Source organism: Vibrio sp. 10N.247.311.49, assembly GCF_041467655.1.
GTDB lineage: Bacteria > Pseudomonadota > Gammaproteobacteria > Enterobacterales > Vibrionaceae > Vibrio > Vibrio crassostreae_C.
On the sequence record NZ_JBFSVA010000002.1, the window covers coordinates 61,397 to 76,587 of the forward strand.

Genomic DNA, 15,191 nt, shown 5'->3' on the forward strand with positions numbered 1-15,191 from the left:
ACTTATCGCTGATGCGGGGATTAACTCTGCATTGTCGTTAGTAGCTCCATCATATCTTTAGAGCTGATGTTCTTCTTATGCCTGACTACAGCGTCAATCATCAATTCTAAATTCCCCGCAGAGATATAATCCTTGAGCACGTCATTGAATTTTTCCTGTATCTCATCACTTGTGTACAATTGCTCAGGAATGAAGAATAGAAACTGACTGCCACTACTACGAAACGAGATAGTACTTTCCGGTACCTTTGCCGTCAGGGACTTAGCAGCTGAACTCACCACCAAGTCTCCATATTCAAGTCCATACTTTTGGTTTATCTCACTAAGGTTTCTGATTCTTACAAAGTAAAGGTCGAAATTACCGTTTGTTGGATAGCTGTTCTTAACAAACTGCATGAGCGAGACTCGATTGCGAAAGCCAGTAATGAAGTCGGTAGAATGAAGTTTTCGTTTGATTGCAAAGTCGACGTAAAAAATCGCTCCTGTCACAAGCAGTAGCAACACCAGAAATACGCTGCTTATCTGATGCATCATCACCAACTTGTCGACCATTGTGGTGTTTTCTTCAATAACCGGGCTTTGAAGTCGAAACTTTTCGTTAATAAATTCGACCAGCGTGTTGTAACAAATATCAATTTTCTTCTGCAGTGATTCCTTAGGCAAAGCGCCTTGATTCACCAACTTAATTGAGGATTCTAGCGACTTAAATTTCTCAAACTCTCCGGTGAAATAAGGTTTGAAGTTGGCAGATTTAATGAAGTTAGAAGATTCGGTACTGTTGATCAGAATATCAAAGCGGCTCCACGTAATATCATAGGCTAACCACAAATCGTCGTAATTGAGATTATCCGAACGGCTCACCATCAAGAAATTCGCGTATTCCTTTACCAATTGGAAAACAAACCATGTTGCCTCATTTTGGCGATTAGAAAAGCTCTTGTTGATGTCATTAATTCGAGTAACGCTGTAGATATTGACGGATAGAACAACCACGGCCAAAGACAAAACAACGACTTTGATTGCAGCCATAGACAACAGCTTCTTCATAATTAGCCTCTACAGGTGAATATCACGAATCTGCCAAATCATCTTGGCATGGAAATCAGGGGTATTAGTCTCAGGATTCGCAGAGAGTGGGTAAATCAACCAAAACGGGCCTTTTTCTCTCACAGACATAAACTCACCATTCTTTTTAATCGCAATGATGGGTTCATAGGTATCAAAATCTTCTTTGGGCACGGCAATTTTATAGTCATTCAATGCCACAAAAGTAACTTGTGATGATATCGGTAAATCCATATTTCCAAGCACCGTTTGTAACGTCACGCCACTATAAACGGTCAGACCCTCGACCCAAGGCAAGGTGGTAGTAATTTCTTTTTGAGGAAGTGACAGGAGTTGCTCTCTACTAAAACCATGCTTTTGCCCAGAGTGGTCGAAAACCGTTAACTCTGAGGCTGCAAAAATCGAAAACGAGCAAAGCCAAAGCATCAACAAGAATACAGTTCTCATTCTAAACTCCATTTAAAAGGTCACTAAATTGAGTCTAGTATAAATTGACCATTTAACTTGTACCGATACCACTCAGATTGATTGGTATCACTTTATTCCGAATGCTCCTACACCTCGCTGTTTTTCAATAACTTCGCCGTTTCTCTGTCTCTTCCATCACCGCTCTCGTTCAGCGCTCCCTACCCGCTTGACGTATTTCTTCTCGACTGGTTAGTAAGAAAAACTCGTATTTTACTCTGCGTAAGTAAACCAATCAGCCTTATGAATACGTATCAAACAACAAAATTAACAATAAATATGAGTAAGTCAGTGGCGAGAATGCTGGTTGCTGCATAACCTTTAATCGAACGTAAGCAGCTTTAAGAGACTTAATAACGAGTTCCAGTCGTTTCTACTTCACCAGTTGATCTCGTGTATTGATCTTAGAAAGCTTACTCATTTCATAATCAAGGGAATCGAGAATGAGTTTGAATATAAAAAAATTTAACCCCATGGCGACACTTTCTACCCTAGTAATGACGCTGGTCATGTTTCCTGTTTCTGCTGAAGTTAATCAAGAACAATTCGAATTAGGTAAACAAAAAGCTAAAGTGTGTATGACCTGTCATGGCGCTGATGGCATCTCAACACAAGATCCCTACCCGAACCTTCGCGGTCAAAAAGTGGGTTATCTCATCTCTTCATTGAAAGATTACCAGACTCGAGAAAGAACCAGTGGCTTAGCGATTCTCATGCAACAACAAGCCGACACGCTCTCAGACCAAGACATCCGTGACATTTCCTATTTCTATTCTGTGCTCGGCAACGAAGCAGGCTCGCTCAGCGATTCAAATTAAGTCAGCGATTCAAAACCTCTAGGCAAGGAGCCTTGTTATGGAACAAGTGACAACGCAATACAGCATTAAGGTCGTGAAGTACTTCATCATTGCATCCTTAGTGTGGGCGATTGTAGGTATGATCATCGGCGTGATTCTCGCCGCGCAATTATATTGGCCAGTCTTAAACTTTGATTCTCAGTATTTCCAATTTGGTCGACTGCGTCCGCTACATACCTCTGGAGTAATTTACGGCTTCGTCGTGAATATCTTGATGGGGACGTCTTTGTACATTGCCCAGCGAACAGGCCATTGTGACTTGTTCAACAAAAGCCTTTCATGGATGGTATTTTGGGGCTGGCAATTCATCCTGTTACTTGCGGTCATTTCCTTACCCGCAGGCCACACTACCTCAAAAGAGTATGCGGAGCTTGAATGGCCAATCGACTTGATGATTGTGTTGGTTTGGGTGCTGTACGCGGTGTTGTTCTTTGGCACCCTTGCTAAACGAAAGGTCAGCCATATCTTTGTGGCTAACTGGTTCTTTGCTGCATTCATTATCGTCGTTGCAATGATTTTCATCGTGAACAACCTCGCGATGCCTGTGTTGGCGATGAAGTCCTACTCTGTGTTTGCAGGCGCTCAAGATGCGATTGTTCAATGGTGGTGGGGACATAATGCCGTCGGTTTCTTGCTGACCGCTGGTGTGATTGGCATGAACTACTATTTCATACCCAAAGCGGCGGATCGACCTATCTACTCGTACCGTTTGTCTGTGATCCATTTCTGGGGCTTGGTCGGCTTTTACACGTGGGCCGGAACGCACCATTTGGTTTATTCTTCTGTTCCCATCTGGATTCAGAACATCGGCATCGTTATGTCTTTGATCCTGTGGCTCCCTTCTTGGGCAGGCGCGTTCAATAGCGCAATGACCCTCCTACAAAATAAAGAAAAGCTGAAGTCCGACTACATTCTTTTATTCTTTTTCTCAGCGATTCTTTACTACTGCTTGGCAACATTCGAAGGTCCGCTACTCGCTATTCGCTGGTTCAACATGGTGGCACACAACACCGAATGGATCATCGGGCACGTACATTCCGCGGCTCTCGGATGGGTTGGGATGTCAGGGATAGCGGTTTTTTACTACTTCATTCCACGCTTATGGGGCCAAACCGATCTATGGTCACGACGACTGATTAAATGGCACTTTTGGCTTGCTCATGCTGGCGTCGCCGTCTATGCAATAGCACTTTGGATCGCAGGCATCGGCGAGGGATATATGTGGCTCGCTCAAAATGAAAATGGCGAACTGATTTACAGTTTTGTAGAAGCTATGGACTTTAAAGCACCTTGGCTATTCATGCGTTTCTTTGGTGGCGCGCTGTTTGTACTTGGATTGTTCTTAATGGCTTTCAACTTGTACAAAACGGTTCGTATGCCCGTAACAAATGATGCTAAACACACTGTTAATGAAGGAGCTTAAATGATGAGTAAAGACTTTACACATTCAATCGTCATTTTAATTTTGACCACTGTTGTCGTGGCCTCCTTCTCTTTATTGGTCTGGGTAGTGCCAAGCATTGTCCGTGGCGATGATATTGCCAAAGGCAGCTTAGCGATGCCTCTCACACCGATTGAGTTAGCAGGCCGAGACATATACATCAGTGAAGGCTGCCATGTTTGTCACACACAAATGGTTCGCCCTCTAGAGCCAGAAGTGAAGCGTAATGGTCGCCCGAACCAAGAAGCAGACGATATCTATGAGTTTCCTAACTTGTGGGGCTCTAAACGTACTGGTCCTGACCTCACTAACTTAGGTAGAAAGTATTCTGACCAATGGCATGCTATTCACTTAATTGACCCTCGAAAAGTCGTACCGACCTCGATCATGCCCTCTTACCCGTGGCTATTTGAGCAGACTCTGACTGGCGATGATATTAGCGCCAAAATGGAAGTGTTACGTACCTTAGGTGTGCCTTATACCGATCAAGAAATTGGTGATGCCCGTTTGCAAGTAAGAGGCAAAACCAAAGGTGAAGCTCTGATTCGCTATTTACAAAGCCTGGGTAAAGATACGTCACAGGAGGTATCACAATGAGCACATTCTGGAATCTATGGGCGGTACTCTTAACCTTAATATTCTTTGTTCTGATGGTGTCTGTTGTCGTTAAATACTGGCGTAGCAATCACAAGGCCGATCACGACCACACCATTGGCACCTTTGATGGTATTGAAGAGAAAGATGCGCCTCCACCTAAGCTGTTATTTATCAGTTATGCAGTGGCATTTCTTTTGTCTGCGGGTTATTTGGTGCTCTACCCCGGGCTTGGAGAATGGGAAGGCTTAGTCGATTGGGAACAAAGCGACGATAAGCTCAGTTCACCATCCACCACTCTCAATGAGCAATTTGCACAAACCAGCGAAACCACGTTAGAGGGATTAGCTGCTGTCCCAGAGATCGTGAACAGCGGTAGGATTCTATTCCAAACTCACTGTGCCGCTTGTCACCGAGATAATGCACAAGGTCAGAAACACTTCCCTAATCTTATCGACCAAGAATGGTTATACGGCGGCAGTGATGAAGCTGTGACCCATTCGATTGCCAAAGGGCGAAATGGAGCGATGCCGGGTTGGAGTGAAATCATGCGCCCAGACGAGGTGGCAAAAGTCTCCTACTATCTAGCCTCCCTCAACCAACGTCATACCGATGTGCCGGAGATTAAAGTCGAGCTCGGTAAAACCTTGTTCGTCCAATACTGTTCGTCTTGTCATGCCGATGGTGCTGTCGCTAACCCAGCGATTGGCGTACCTGATCTTTCCGATGATATCTGGCTTCACGGAGGGAGTATTGAAGAGATTCAGCACACCATCAATTACGGTTTGAACAACCTAATGCCTGCGTTTGATGAGCAGCTCAGTGAGAACGAGATACTCGCGCTTGGGGCTTATATCCGACACGCTGGTGACGTAGAGCAACAAAGGCTCGCGAGTTTGAAAGCGTCATCTGTTGAGCGCGGAGAATATCTCGCTTATGCCGGTGACTGTGTGGCTTGTCATAGTGCAGAAGGTGGCGAACCCTTTGCTGGAGGCCTACCGTTTGTGACCCCTTTCGGTACCGTGTATTCAACCAACATAACGCCACACACCACCGAAGGGATCGGGACTTATGACTTCGACGATTTCCGAGCTGCGTTAGTTGCAGGTAAAGGTAAGAATGGTTACCTGTACCCTGCAATGCCCTACACCTCTTATCAATACCTCACCGACCAAGACATGGTCGATTTGTGGGAATACATGCAGTCAATCACTGCCGTGCCACGACGCAATGATGACAACAGCATGATGTTTCCATCCAATATTCGCTTAGGTTTGCTTGGCTGGAACATCGTATTTATGGATACAGACCCTATTGATTATGAAGTACCAGAAGAGCTCAAAGGAGAAATTGAGGATGTCGATAAGTGGCAACAAGGCAAATATTGGGTCGCAGGACTTGGTCACTGTTCGGAGTGCCATACGCCAAGAAACATTGCCCAAGCACTGATACCAGAACGTATTTTCCAAGGTAACTTGATTGACGGTTGGAACGCGCCTGATATCACAGCTAATGAGCTCTACGTCGATGGTTGGGATGAAGCAACACTCACCGACTTTTTACACACCGGACATTCAGACAAAGGCACCGCTTTTGCGGGTATGGCTGATGTAGTGAAAAACAGCCTAAGCTTGATGACGCGTGAAGATATCGAGTCGATGTCCTATTACCTACTCAGTGGGGACATCAACAACACCATTGCCAGTGATGCCGTTCAGTTACAGCCTAAAGGGTTTGATGAAGCTGCGTATGCCAGTGAAATCTACACCACGTATCGTCAAACTTGTGGGGCGTGTCATGGTGACGATGGTAAAGGTCGCGACCCAATCGCCCCTACTCTGTTGAATAATGGCATTATCATGCACAGCGACCCATTCAACACCATTGCGGTAACGGTGCGCGGCTTGCAACCTACCTATCTCGACAAAGATCGAAACTTCATGCCGATGGCAAGTTTCGAGGATGTATTGTCGGATCAACGCTTAGCTGAGTTAATCACGTTTGTGCGTTTAAACCTTGGCGACCGAAATGAACCAGTCACGGCTGAACATGTTCGAGAGGTAAGAGAAACACTTGAAGCAGCGGGTTATGCGGGTGGATTACACACCACGCCTGAAATGTACGAAAATCGAGATAAGAACATTAACATACGATAGGCGCTGTAGCTGTGCGTAGCCGATTGGCTCAATAAACAGCGAACAGCACGTAACTTTTATCTTTGCTAACAAGCCAAAAGGAGACCACTGTGTCTCCTTTTCTTTTGCCCAAACCCAAGTTTTCGATACTTTGCCATACAACACAATTGTAACTAACTGATTACACAATTAAGCAGAGCTGCACATAATGCGATCAATCTCGCAGAACAAAGATGACACCAAGTGCATAATATGCAAAATTTTCTAAAGATGTACTAAGGACAGTTATGGATACAACTACACTCATCTACGATACGTTGGAAGGCCTATCGAGCGCAAAGCCACAGCAACACGCTCAAATCCGCCAAAATCTATATAACCAATTAGATTTATCATTTGAGAAGCAGTTGGCTTTGTATTCATCAGTTCTTGGTCCAGCAAGTGCTGGTAGATTGACCGATTTGGATAGTGCAGTGATGTCTGCACGCAAGATTGTTGGCTTAGAAAACAGCTAAGCAACCTTTAACCTATCTCAACTTTAACGCTGCCATTGTGCAGCGTTTTTTTATGGACGCTATTTACGATAAGTAAGGTTGGTTACGATAAATGCTGTTAGTTGCGATAAATACGGTTAGTTGCGATAAACGCGGTTAAGAAGATAAGTGCAGTTGGGTCTGTTTTTCAAGTTACACGTATTCTCATTTGGTTAATCTTATGTTCCATTTTTAACAGGTGTGTAACCACAATAATGGCGCTAATGTTAGTAGCACGTTAACCACACATCGGATGGAAGAATCATGAGAGTACTTATTGAATATACACAAACAGGCAAATACCGTGATCATGCGTGGGAAGCATTAACGATTCGTTCAAAAGGCGAAATTCAAGCTGTAACTCCCTCTTATGCGGCTCAGCTTATCGAACAGAACCGCGCCAGCTTATCGACCACTGAAAATCAAGATATCGTCATCCAACCTTAATGGCTTCAAGGGCTACCCCTCCTAGTTCCTTAAATCGAATAGTTCGATGACATAAAAAAACGCTGCATGGGTGCAGCGTTTTCTTGTTTCTGGCGTATCGTATTTCTAACGTAGATAGTTTCTAAAGTAGAAAGCTTCTAACGCATCTTGTTTCTAGTGCAAATAGCTTGATTACTTTGGCAGATTTTCTAACGCTTCAACCATCGTCATCAATTTATCGACAATCCTTTCGCCGTCTACTCGCAAGCCATTGTGTTCATATTCATTGGTGATCCACGCTTTCGAGTTAGGAATGTTCGCCAATGTTTCACGGCTGTAATCCAACTCAACGTACATGTCATCTGCGTAAACGGCACACGCCATTGGCACTGTATTCTTGCTCAACTGCTCTGCATTGTACAAAGTACCCCAATCCGATTTCTCAGCTAATAGATTGGCGGCTTCACGCAATGGCTTCAACGTTTCTAGTTGGTCGAACATCCATGGGTAGACCATTTCTCCGGTAAACCAGAACTCACTACCCGATTGGTAGTTGAAGTGTGGGTACTGCTCACGAACACGATGTGCAGCCCAGTTAGACGCTGTACCTTGACAGTAAATCGATTCATGCAAGATTGCGTAAATTGGGTTAGTTAAGTAACCCTGCTCTTGCTGCATTTGATTTAGGAAGCTGTAGCTCAGCTGTCTGTTACCGTTCACTTCAACAAACGCACTCTCCAGTGTGAAATACATTGGAAGGTTTGCTTCGCCGCCACCAAGATTAATACCTATTAGCTGGAACTGTTCAACTGTGAACACCTGACCGTTTGGCAGTCTCACATCGTTGTTGAGCAGGTAATCAGAGATCTCGCGACACATAGCTTGTGCTTGTGGGAACTGAGCAAAGAAAGCTCTGTTTTTGTCTTCTACACGCTTGTAAGTCGCACGATAAACATCGTCAGCTTCTCGTTCAATAGAAGGAATACCGCCCGTCACATAACAACGCTGCAAGCTCTGTGGGAACAGTGACAAATAGCTCAGTGTACAGAAGCCACCAAAGCTTTGACCAATCGTCGACCATTGCTTAATACCAAACTGTTCACGAATCGCTTCAGCGTCACGAACGATGTTATCCGCTCTGAAATGCGTTAAGTATTCGACTTGTTGTTCTGGAGACAAATGCGCCAAAGTTTCATGGCTGATAACCGTGCTGTTGCCAGTACCACGTTGGTCTAGAAGCAGAACACGGTAGTTTTGTAATGCACGCTTTAGCCAACCCGATTGACCACTCACCCGTGGAGAAGGAAAACCTGGGCCGCCTTGAAAGTAGATCAACCACGGCAGCTCTTGCTCATCTTTAGCGAGATCAACCAGCTCACGTGCGAAGACTTGGATCTGTTGTCCATCTTTGGCTTGATAATCAAGTGGCAACTCGAAAGAGTGCTGACGATACAGGGTGGTTCCATCAATAAAGTTAGCTTGCACGCTTCATTCCTTTTTATCTGATTCTAAAGTCATTGGTACGAATAAAAAAATGGCACCCTTTGGCACCGTAGTTAGCAAGATACGCATACTAGCTTGTAAATGAAACCGTTTGTTTAACCTGAATGTGAAGGTACTTCATTAAATCGGCAAATTAGCTTTATACGCGTAACAACTTGTTTCAAAACAGAAGGTTTAAGATGTGATCTATTGAGAAGAAGAACAAAAGTGGGACACAAATAAAAAGAGCTTAACGAGGTGAGGATACGTTAAGCTCTTTGGTTTTATCTGTTATAGCGTGTGTTATCAATAATGCTATCGATTCACTAAGCACTAAGCACCAAATTATGAAGTCGTTAGCTCCCCTGCACCTTGAATCGAACGCTGGCTGCTTTCAACAAGAATGGCCGTTGCGGTTTCTTTCAACGCGCCCCACTCTGCCTCATCAACTTCAATGCCATCGTTCCACGCTTTCTCTTGAGTTTTGAAAAGCGCTTCCGATTCAATGTGTGTTTGGTAGCCATCTGACAAACGTTCGATATCGAAATCCTGGACGGAAAGCTCGATGGTCATATTGTGGATATGATCGTCCGATGCCAGAGGCAAATCTGATAAAAACAGTTCTGGTGCAACGCAACCACGGTTAAGCACATACAAGGTGCTCTTAGGATTTGAGCCATTATCCCAACGTGCGGTACATGCGATGCCTTTCGCTGCCAGTTTTACAAGCTCACTGTACGCTAACCAACGGTTATGGCAGTTGTTTAGCTCGATTTTCAGCGTCTTTTTACCGACCATTTTTTCAATGGCGTAATCCATCACCACAGGAAGATGACACGCTAAGCTCGCCTTGTGCAGGTCCACTTCAACTGTGTTGTCGCTTGTCACTTGGATGTCTACAGGGCAATCGTCTTCTAGCCCCATAAAGTTGCTCGCATTGTTAAAATGACGAACACCATCCAAGCCAACCATTTGTAAATCTGCCACCATGTTCGCTATCACATCGGCTTCACCACATGTACGACGCATACCCAGAAAGGCTTTATTAACGGCCGCTACCAGTTCATTGTGAGAAACGATCATAACGATTTACCTCCATGTTGAGCGTTGATATGTGTAGGAACTTTATTTGAGTCAGCGATCTCCGCTTCACTTGGTAAGATTGGGAACACCCATTCGTCCTGATGAATTTCATCAAGCAACGGTGCACCTTGGAAAAACGTCACTCGTACCCAACGGTCTGAGCGAGGATCAAACTTAGTCGCTCCAAACATCGCTAGCTTACAACGCAGCAAATGCATTGGTGGCGAGTCTTGGTGCAGCACGTTCATTTGAATGTCGCCCATCGCCTTGTTACCTAACGTCCACACACGGCGCGCAATGGCACGATGCTGCGGTTGTTTAACAAGGAATTCAGCCAATGAAAGCTCTGGCGCGAATTGCAATAAAGCATGGTACAGACGGTAAGCTTGACGGCCGATATCCAACGGCAGTTCGCGCTCTTCGCCGAGTTCCTCGCCTCGAACACCGAGCCTTGGCTCTTCTTTGTCCTGAGAGCGATACCAGAACCAGTAGTTATTTTCTGCTTTCGTAAAGTCAGTCGTGATCGCCCAACGGTACTTTTCTTCTAACACAACCAATAGGTCTTGGATCTTTTTGCCACTAGGAAGCGAGAGTGTTTCGCTACAATTCATTTGCTCTTGATGGGCGTCCACTAATTCTGGGTACAATTCCATCAAGCATGAGATAAGGATTTCTTGGGCTTCCATACTCATGTGCTTAGATTGTTCAACTAACTGCGCCCATGTATCGCAATGGTTTACAGAAGCTTCTAGTGACTGTTCTGCGTGTTTCAACTCATCAACAGCGGTTTTGTTCAACTCTTGCTGATTTTCATTGATGGTAACAACTTGTTCTAAATGACAAATCGCTTTTTTAACTAATGTACGTAGGGGCTCAATCAATGCCGTATCCGTGTGATTAGCTAACACGTCAGCTAATGCATGCTCACGGGTTGTCATCCATTGATCGACAATACTTGGGTGGTTAATCAGATATGGCGCCATACCTAAACCTGTGGCATTACCCACACCTAGGTAGCGTTGTAAGCCTCTGTGCAAGGTAATCGCTTGTTCACCGCCTTGTTGCTCCGCTAGGTAATGAACCCAATCTAGGCTGAACTCACGCAGCATATAAACAGCACACATTTGAGCACTGAACGATTGATTAAAATCTGGATTCTTTTCCAAGATTTTAAAGTCAGCAATACCAAACTTACCATTACCATAAACCGCTGTGGTTCGTAGGATGTAGCCAACTTCCGCTAGCTCTTTTGGCGTTGGTTGAACACCTTTAGCCAAGTGACTAACAATATGTTCAAACACTCGTACACTTTTGTTGGCACGCGCTAAAACAAGCACATTGTTAGGGTTACGGCCTGCTTCTTGTAGCGGTACATTCGCACGAAGTCTCTCAAGTAGGGTGACATCAACATCACCAAGAACCAGAGCAAACGTTACGTCCCACTTTTCAGCAATTACACGGTCATTTCGTTCGTCGTCTGCAATCTCATCGCAGAAAACAACCAAATGATAAACATGGTTTGGCGTCGCAAGCTTATAGATAACATGACCAAAGCCCTGAGCGTCTAATTGCCATTCATGCTTAGTCACTTTCCATTGCTGTTGCGCCATTTTACGAATCAGAGTTCTTACGAAGCTGATGCGTGTTTGGTGCATAGCACCCAGTCTTTCCGGTGCCATGACGACCGTTGCGTCACGTAGTGCTGATTCAGTGTAGGTAGAACGATGTGCATCCATTTTGCTCACCACCTTATAGTTATAGGATTTTGCTAGCCATTCAGAACCGATCGTTGCTGTCTTTTGAAGCATATATAGCGACAGTATGTTGGTTAGCTTTCACGTTTTTAATCGTTATTGATATTATCGAGGCAAGCGAACTCGCCACTTATTATTTGTCCTGACTAGATCGATTGACCTAAATACGTGCCGCCCGGTGTATCTTCACCAGTACGGTTTTTATCTTCCTTCCGGAATCTTGTATCAGCCTTCTTTCAAAGGCTCACACCTTGTTTATCTTCAGTTTTTAGAGAGCTTTATCTCTACATTTTCTTCTTTATACCGGCATTGATGTTTTATAAGCCTTGATCTTTCGCCATCTTGATTGCGATTTGAGGCGCATTCCAAAGTGATGGCAGCAAGATTAAGGACACCGGTACCGCTGTGATAACTATGAATGATTGCAGCGCTGAAATACCGCCGGAACCTAGGGAAATCAGAATCAATGCTGTTACCCCCATCATCACACCCCAGAAAGTACGAATAATTGCGTTAGGCTCTGTCTCACCGCTGACTACCACACTGATGGTGTAAGTCATTGAGTCACCTGTCGTTACGATGAAGATCGTCGTCAAGATCAAGAACAGAATAGAGATAAGCATTGGCATTGGTAGTTGCTGAGTTACTGCCAGTAGCGCGCCAGGTAAATTAAAGCCTTCGAACGCTTTACTTACGCTGCCTGGGTCTGCAATTTCAAACGCAAGGCCAGAACCGCCAACAATGGTGAACCAGAAACATGTTACGAACGGTGCAATAAGACTGATGGTTGATACCAATTGGCGAATACTACGACCGCGTGAAATACGTGCGATGAAGATTGCCATCATTGGGCCGTAACCTAAGAACCAACCCCAGAAGAATACTGTCCACCAGCTCAACCAACCTTCGTCACCACGGTATGTTGCCATTGGGATGAAGTTGTCTATCATGCTGCCTACACCTTGGATGTAGCCGTTAAAGATAAAGTTTGTAGGGCCAAAGATCAGGATGTAGACCATCAATGCCATTGCCAGAATCACGTTGTAACGGCTTAGCATTTGCATTCCACGGTTAAGGCCGCTCAATGCCGATAATGTGTATAGAACGATAGCGAACAGGATGATGATAAGCTGCGTCGTGAAGCCATCAGGAATATCAAACAGTGCGTTCAGTGCGTAGCTCACTTGCAAGCCTAAGAAGCCGATAGGACCAATGGTGCCCGCCGCTACTGCGACAATACAACATGCATCAATCAATGCGCCGGTGTGACCTTTCAATGCTCGCTCGCCTAAAACTGGGTAAAGCAAAATACGAGGTTTAAGCGGTAAGCCTTTGTCGTAGTGAAGGTGCATCACCACAATAGACGTTAAGCTACCGACAATGGCCCATGCTAGAAAACCCCAGTGCATGAAGGATTGCGATAAGGCATTCACCGCGCCTTGCTGTGCGTTTTCTTGTGCGCCGTACAATGGTGGTGGGCTAACGTAGTGAGCGATAGGCTCTGCTGCTGCCCAAAATACACCGCCACCTGCCAGTAGCGTACAGAAGATGATCGCCATCCAACGGAAGCCGTCCATTTCAGGTTTAGCGATGCCGCCTAGGATAACCTTGCCTGTTCGCCCTGCCGCCAGGCCAAGACCAATAAGAAAAGTCAGAAGAAGAAGCATTTGCCAGTAAGGACCGAATACTTTTACAGACCATGCAAAGCCCGTATTTACTAGGCTTGATAACAGCTCGCCATCAAATAGAGCAAGTGCCACGAACAGAGCGATAAAACCGCCGCTGTACCAAAGTGCTGGGTTGGATAGGCCTAATTTGTCTGACGTAGACTCAGACTCGTTTGTGTTGCTTTTTGCATTAATTGTTGTGTGTGCTTGACCCGCATTTAAGCTTGAAGATTTCACGCTATTGGTTAAATCAGACATACTCTGACTCCAGAGGTTTCTTTGCAGCTGTCATTTGAATGATGACTACAAGGGTGTATTTAACACCTGCCCTATTGTTTTTTGTGTTGGGCAGGCTAATCCATGTTTGGGTTACCGCGTTGCGAAATAGACCGTTGTTCCTTTTGAATAGTGAAATTGGTTTAAGCAGCACTTGCTTATTGAACGTTTGTTAGAAGGCTGCTAATTCGATGATGGCTCGCGAGAAACCGTTAACCCTTGGTTTGAGGCTCTAGGCCATCTTTCAAGAAGTTAAACCAGTTTTCTCCCAAGACTTGCCCAGCTTCAGACTCGCTGAAACCATGACGCATCAATCCGTTATATATGTTTTCCATACCCGCACTACCACAGAACCAAGGCAACGCATCTGGCCAACCTGAGTTATTCGCAGAGCCTTCGCCGTAGTCCATTGCTTTAGACCAACGACCATTTCTCATCCATTCAAGAACGGCTTGAGGTTGGTTTAAGCATAGGTCACTGCCAATACCGAGGTGCTCTACGCCGACCATGTCAGCCGTAGTCGCAACCATCTGGCAGAAATCTTCCAAGGTACATTGGCTGCCGTTTGGTAGGTGGAATGGGTACAAGCTGAATCCGATTAAGCCGCCGCGTGCGGTTAGAGCTTTAATTACATCGTTTGATTTATTTCGTAGTGCATCATGAGCAAACGTCGGGTTCGCATGGCTGATACAAATAGGACGAGAAGACAAGTCGATAGCTTCAAGTGTTGAGCGCTCTGCACTGTGAGACATATCTATGATCATGCCCACTCGGTTCATCTCTTCGATGGCTTGTTTACCAAAGCGAGTAATACCTGTGTCGTTCTTCTCGTAGCAACCCGTCGCCAATAAGCTCTGGTTGTTGTACGTCAGTTGCATGATCAAAAGACCTTGCTTACGCATCACTTCGATAAGACCGATCTCATCGTCGATTGGAGAACAGTTTTGAGCACCAAGGAAAATGCCGACTTTGCCAGTCGCTTTTGCAGTCTCGACATCAGCCATTGAGTGAATCGGCATGATAAGGTCTGCGTTCTGCTCGAATCTTAAATTCCATTCTGCAAAGCGAGATAAGGTTTCACGAGCCGTCTCGTGGTAAACCGCGGTAGCGTGAACTGCTGTAATGCCGCTCGCCTTTAGTGTTTGGAAATATTCTCTGTTCCAATTGCAGTATTGCAATCCATCTATAACAATCCGTTGCTGGTACATAACCACTCCTATTGAAAGCTCAGTGTTCTAGCTCGGTTTTGAAAACACGCTCAAATAACATGTTTTCAAAAATGGGTTAAATCACTTGTCTAAGTTCGTTTGCTGCTTTGGTTTGAATGTTGGCCTGACTCTGTGAATCAGGCCAATTCGATAGCTGGATAGCTAGGAAGTTAATTCAGCTATCCAATTCTTATTTAGAAAGTGGA

The 15,191-nt window shown here is 45.0% G+C and carries 13 protein-coding genes; 6 read left to right on the plus strand and 7 right to left on the minus strand.

Features of this window, described 5'->3' with window-relative positions; genetic code table 11:
• Positions 1 to 20: 20 nt before the first annotated feature.
• Complete coding sequence (locus AB6E54_RS03070; protein WP_017060027.1) at positions 21 to 1,046, minus strand: GGDEF domain-containing protein; 1,026 nt, start codon at positions 1,044 to 1,046, stop codon at positions 21 to 23.
• Between the two features lie 9 nt (positions 1,047 to 1,055).
• Positions 1,056 to 1,511, minus strand: a complete 456-nt coding sequence (locus tag AB6E54_RS03075; protein ID WP_017060028.1) for a hypothetical protein — start codon at positions 1,509 to 1,511, stop codon at positions 1,056 to 1,058.
• 461 nt (positions 1,512 to 1,972) lie between these two features.
• Between AB6E54_RS03075 and AB6E54_RS03080 the strand changes: the two genes are divergently transcribed.
• The 6 genes from AB6E54_RS03080 (at position 1,973) to AB6E54_RS03105 (ending at position 7,536) form a co-directional block, all read left to right on the plus strand.
• On the plus strand, positions 1,973 to 2,347 hold the full coding sequence (locus AB6E54_RS03080; RefSeq protein ID WP_029235248.1) for a cytochrome c: 375 nt from the start codon (positions 1,973 to 1,975) through the stop codon (positions 2,345 to 2,347).
• A 37-nt stretch (positions 2,348 to 2,384) separates the two neighbouring features.
• Entirely contained in the window at positions 2,385 to 3,809 is a 1,425-nt protein-coding gene (gene ccoN, locus AB6E54_RS03085; RefSeq protein ID WP_065584625.1) for a cytochrome-c oxidase, cbb3-type subunit I, read from the plus strand.
• On the plus strand, positions 3,810 to 4,424 hold the full coding sequence (locus tag AB6E54_RS03090; protein ID WP_017064719.1) for a cbb3-type cytochrome c oxidase subunit II: 615 nt from the start codon (positions 3,810 to 3,812) through the stop codon (positions 4,422 to 4,424). It abuts the gene before it with no gap.
• Positions 4,421 to 6,577 (plus strand): c-type cytochrome, encoded by a 2,157-nt coding sequence (locus AB6E54_RS03095; RefSeq protein WP_372105980.1) that lies wholly within the window; start codon positions 4,421 to 4,423, stop codon positions 6,575 to 6,577. The genes AB6E54_RS03090 and AB6E54_RS03095 overlap by 4 nt, the downstream gene beginning before the upstream one ends.
• Before the next feature lie 266 nt (positions 6,578 to 6,843).
• Entirely contained in the window at positions 6,844 to 7,071 is a 228-nt protein-coding gene (locus AB6E54_RS03100; RefSeq protein ID WP_004730426.1) for a PAS factor family protein, read from the plus strand.
• Between the two features lie 282 nt (positions 7,072 to 7,353).
• Complete coding sequence (locus AB6E54_RS03105; RefSeq protein WP_004730424.1) at positions 7,354 to 7,536, plus strand: hypothetical protein; 183 nt, start codon at positions 7,354 to 7,356, stop codon at positions 7,534 to 7,536.
• A gap of 171 nt (positions 7,537 to 7,707) precedes the next feature.
• Here AB6E54_RS03105 and AB6E54_RS03110 read toward each other — a convergent pair whose 3' ends face one another.
• The 5 genes from AB6E54_RS03110 to AB6E54_RS03130 all read right to left on the minus strand — a co-directional run bounded on the left by AB6E54_RS03110 (position 7,708) and on the right by AB6E54_RS03130 (position 14,985).
• The gene (locus AB6E54_RS03110; RefSeq protein WP_372105978.1) at positions 7,708 to 9,000 is read right to left on the minus strand and encodes an alpha/beta fold hydrolase; all 1,293 of its coding nucleotides are present in this window, start codon (positions 8,998 to 9,000) and stop codon (positions 7,708 to 7,710) included.
• A 342-nt stretch (positions 9,001 to 9,342) separates the two neighbouring features.
• The gene (locus AB6E54_RS03115) at positions 9,343 to 10,080 is read right to left on the minus strand and encodes a DUF3726 domain-containing protein (protein ID WP_372105976.1); all 738 of its coding nucleotides are present in this window, start codon (positions 10,078 to 10,080) and stop codon (positions 9,343 to 9,345) included.
• A complete protein-coding gene (locus AB6E54_RS03120; protein WP_372105974.1) occupies positions 10,077 to 11,888 on the minus strand; it encodes a hypothetical protein in 1,812 nt (603 codons plus the stop codon). The genes AB6E54_RS03115 and AB6E54_RS03120 overlap by 4 nt, the downstream gene beginning before the upstream one ends.
• Before the next feature lie 263 nt (positions 11,889 to 12,151).
• Positions 12,152 to 13,759 carry a BCCT family transporter gene (locus AB6E54_RS03125; RefSeq protein ID WP_372105972.1) on the minus strand — a complete coding sequence of 536 codons (1,608 nt, stop codon included), beginning with the start codon at positions 13,757 to 13,759 and terminating at the stop codon, positions 12,152 to 12,154.
• Positions 13,760 to 13,989: 230 nt separating this feature from the next.
• On the minus strand, positions 13,990 to 14,985 hold the full coding sequence (locus AB6E54_RS03130) for a membrane dipeptidase (RefSeq protein WP_017060833.1): 996 nt from the start codon (positions 14,983 to 14,985) through the stop codon (positions 13,990 to 13,992).
• Positions 14,986 to 15,191 lie beyond the last annotated feature (206 nt).

Excerpts from the sequence above, each read along its gene's own strand:
- AB6E54_RS03070 (WP_017060027.1), bottom strand. The coding sequence starts at position 1,046 with ATGAAGAAGCTGTTGTCTATGGCTGCAATCAAAGTCGTTGTTTTGTCT.
- AB6E54_RS03130 (WP_017060833.1), bottom strand. The coding sequence starts at position 14,985 with ATGTACCAGCAACGGATTGTTATAGATGGATTGCAATACTGCAATTGG.
- AB6E54_RS03115 (WP_372105976.1), bottom strand. The coding sequence starts at position 10,080 with ATGATCGTTTCTCACAATGAACTGGTAGCGGCCGTTAATAAAGCCTTT.
- AB6E54_RS03075 (WP_017060028.1), bottom strand. The coding sequence starts at position 1,511 with ATGAGAACTGTATTCTTGTTGATGCTTTGGCTTTGCTCGTTTTCGATT.
- AB6E54_RS03090 (WP_017064719.1), top strand. The coding sequence starts at position 3,810 with ATGATGAGTAAAGACTTTACACATTCAATCGTCATTTTAATTTTGACC.
- ccoN (WP_065584625.1), top strand. The coding sequence starts at position 2,385 with ATGGAACAAGTGACAACGCAATACAGCATTAAGGTCGTGAAGTACTTC.
- AB6E54_RS03120 (WP_372105974.1), bottom strand. The coding sequence starts at position 11,888 with ATGCTTCAAAAGACAGCAACGATCGGTTCTGAATGGCTAGCAAAATCC.
- AB6E54_RS03105 (WP_004730424.1), top strand. The coding sequence starts at position 7,354 with ATGAGAGTACTTATTGAATATACACAAACAGGCAAATACCGTGATCAT.
- AB6E54_RS03125 (WP_372105972.1), bottom strand. The coding sequence starts at position 13,759 with ATGTCTGATTTAACCAATAGCGTGAAATCTTCAAGCTTAAATGCGGGT.
- AB6E54_RS03095 (WP_372105980.1), top strand. The coding sequence starts at position 4,421 with ATGAGCACATTCTGGAATCTATGGGCGGTACTCTTAACCTTAATATTC.
- AB6E54_RS03080 (WP_029235248.1), top strand. The coding sequence starts at position 1,973 with ATGAGTTTGAATATAAAAAAATTTAACCCCATGGCGACACTTTCTACC.
- AB6E54_RS03100 (WP_004730426.1), top strand. The coding sequence starts at position 6,844 with ATGGATACAACTACACTCATCTACGATACGTTGGAAGGCCTATCGAGC.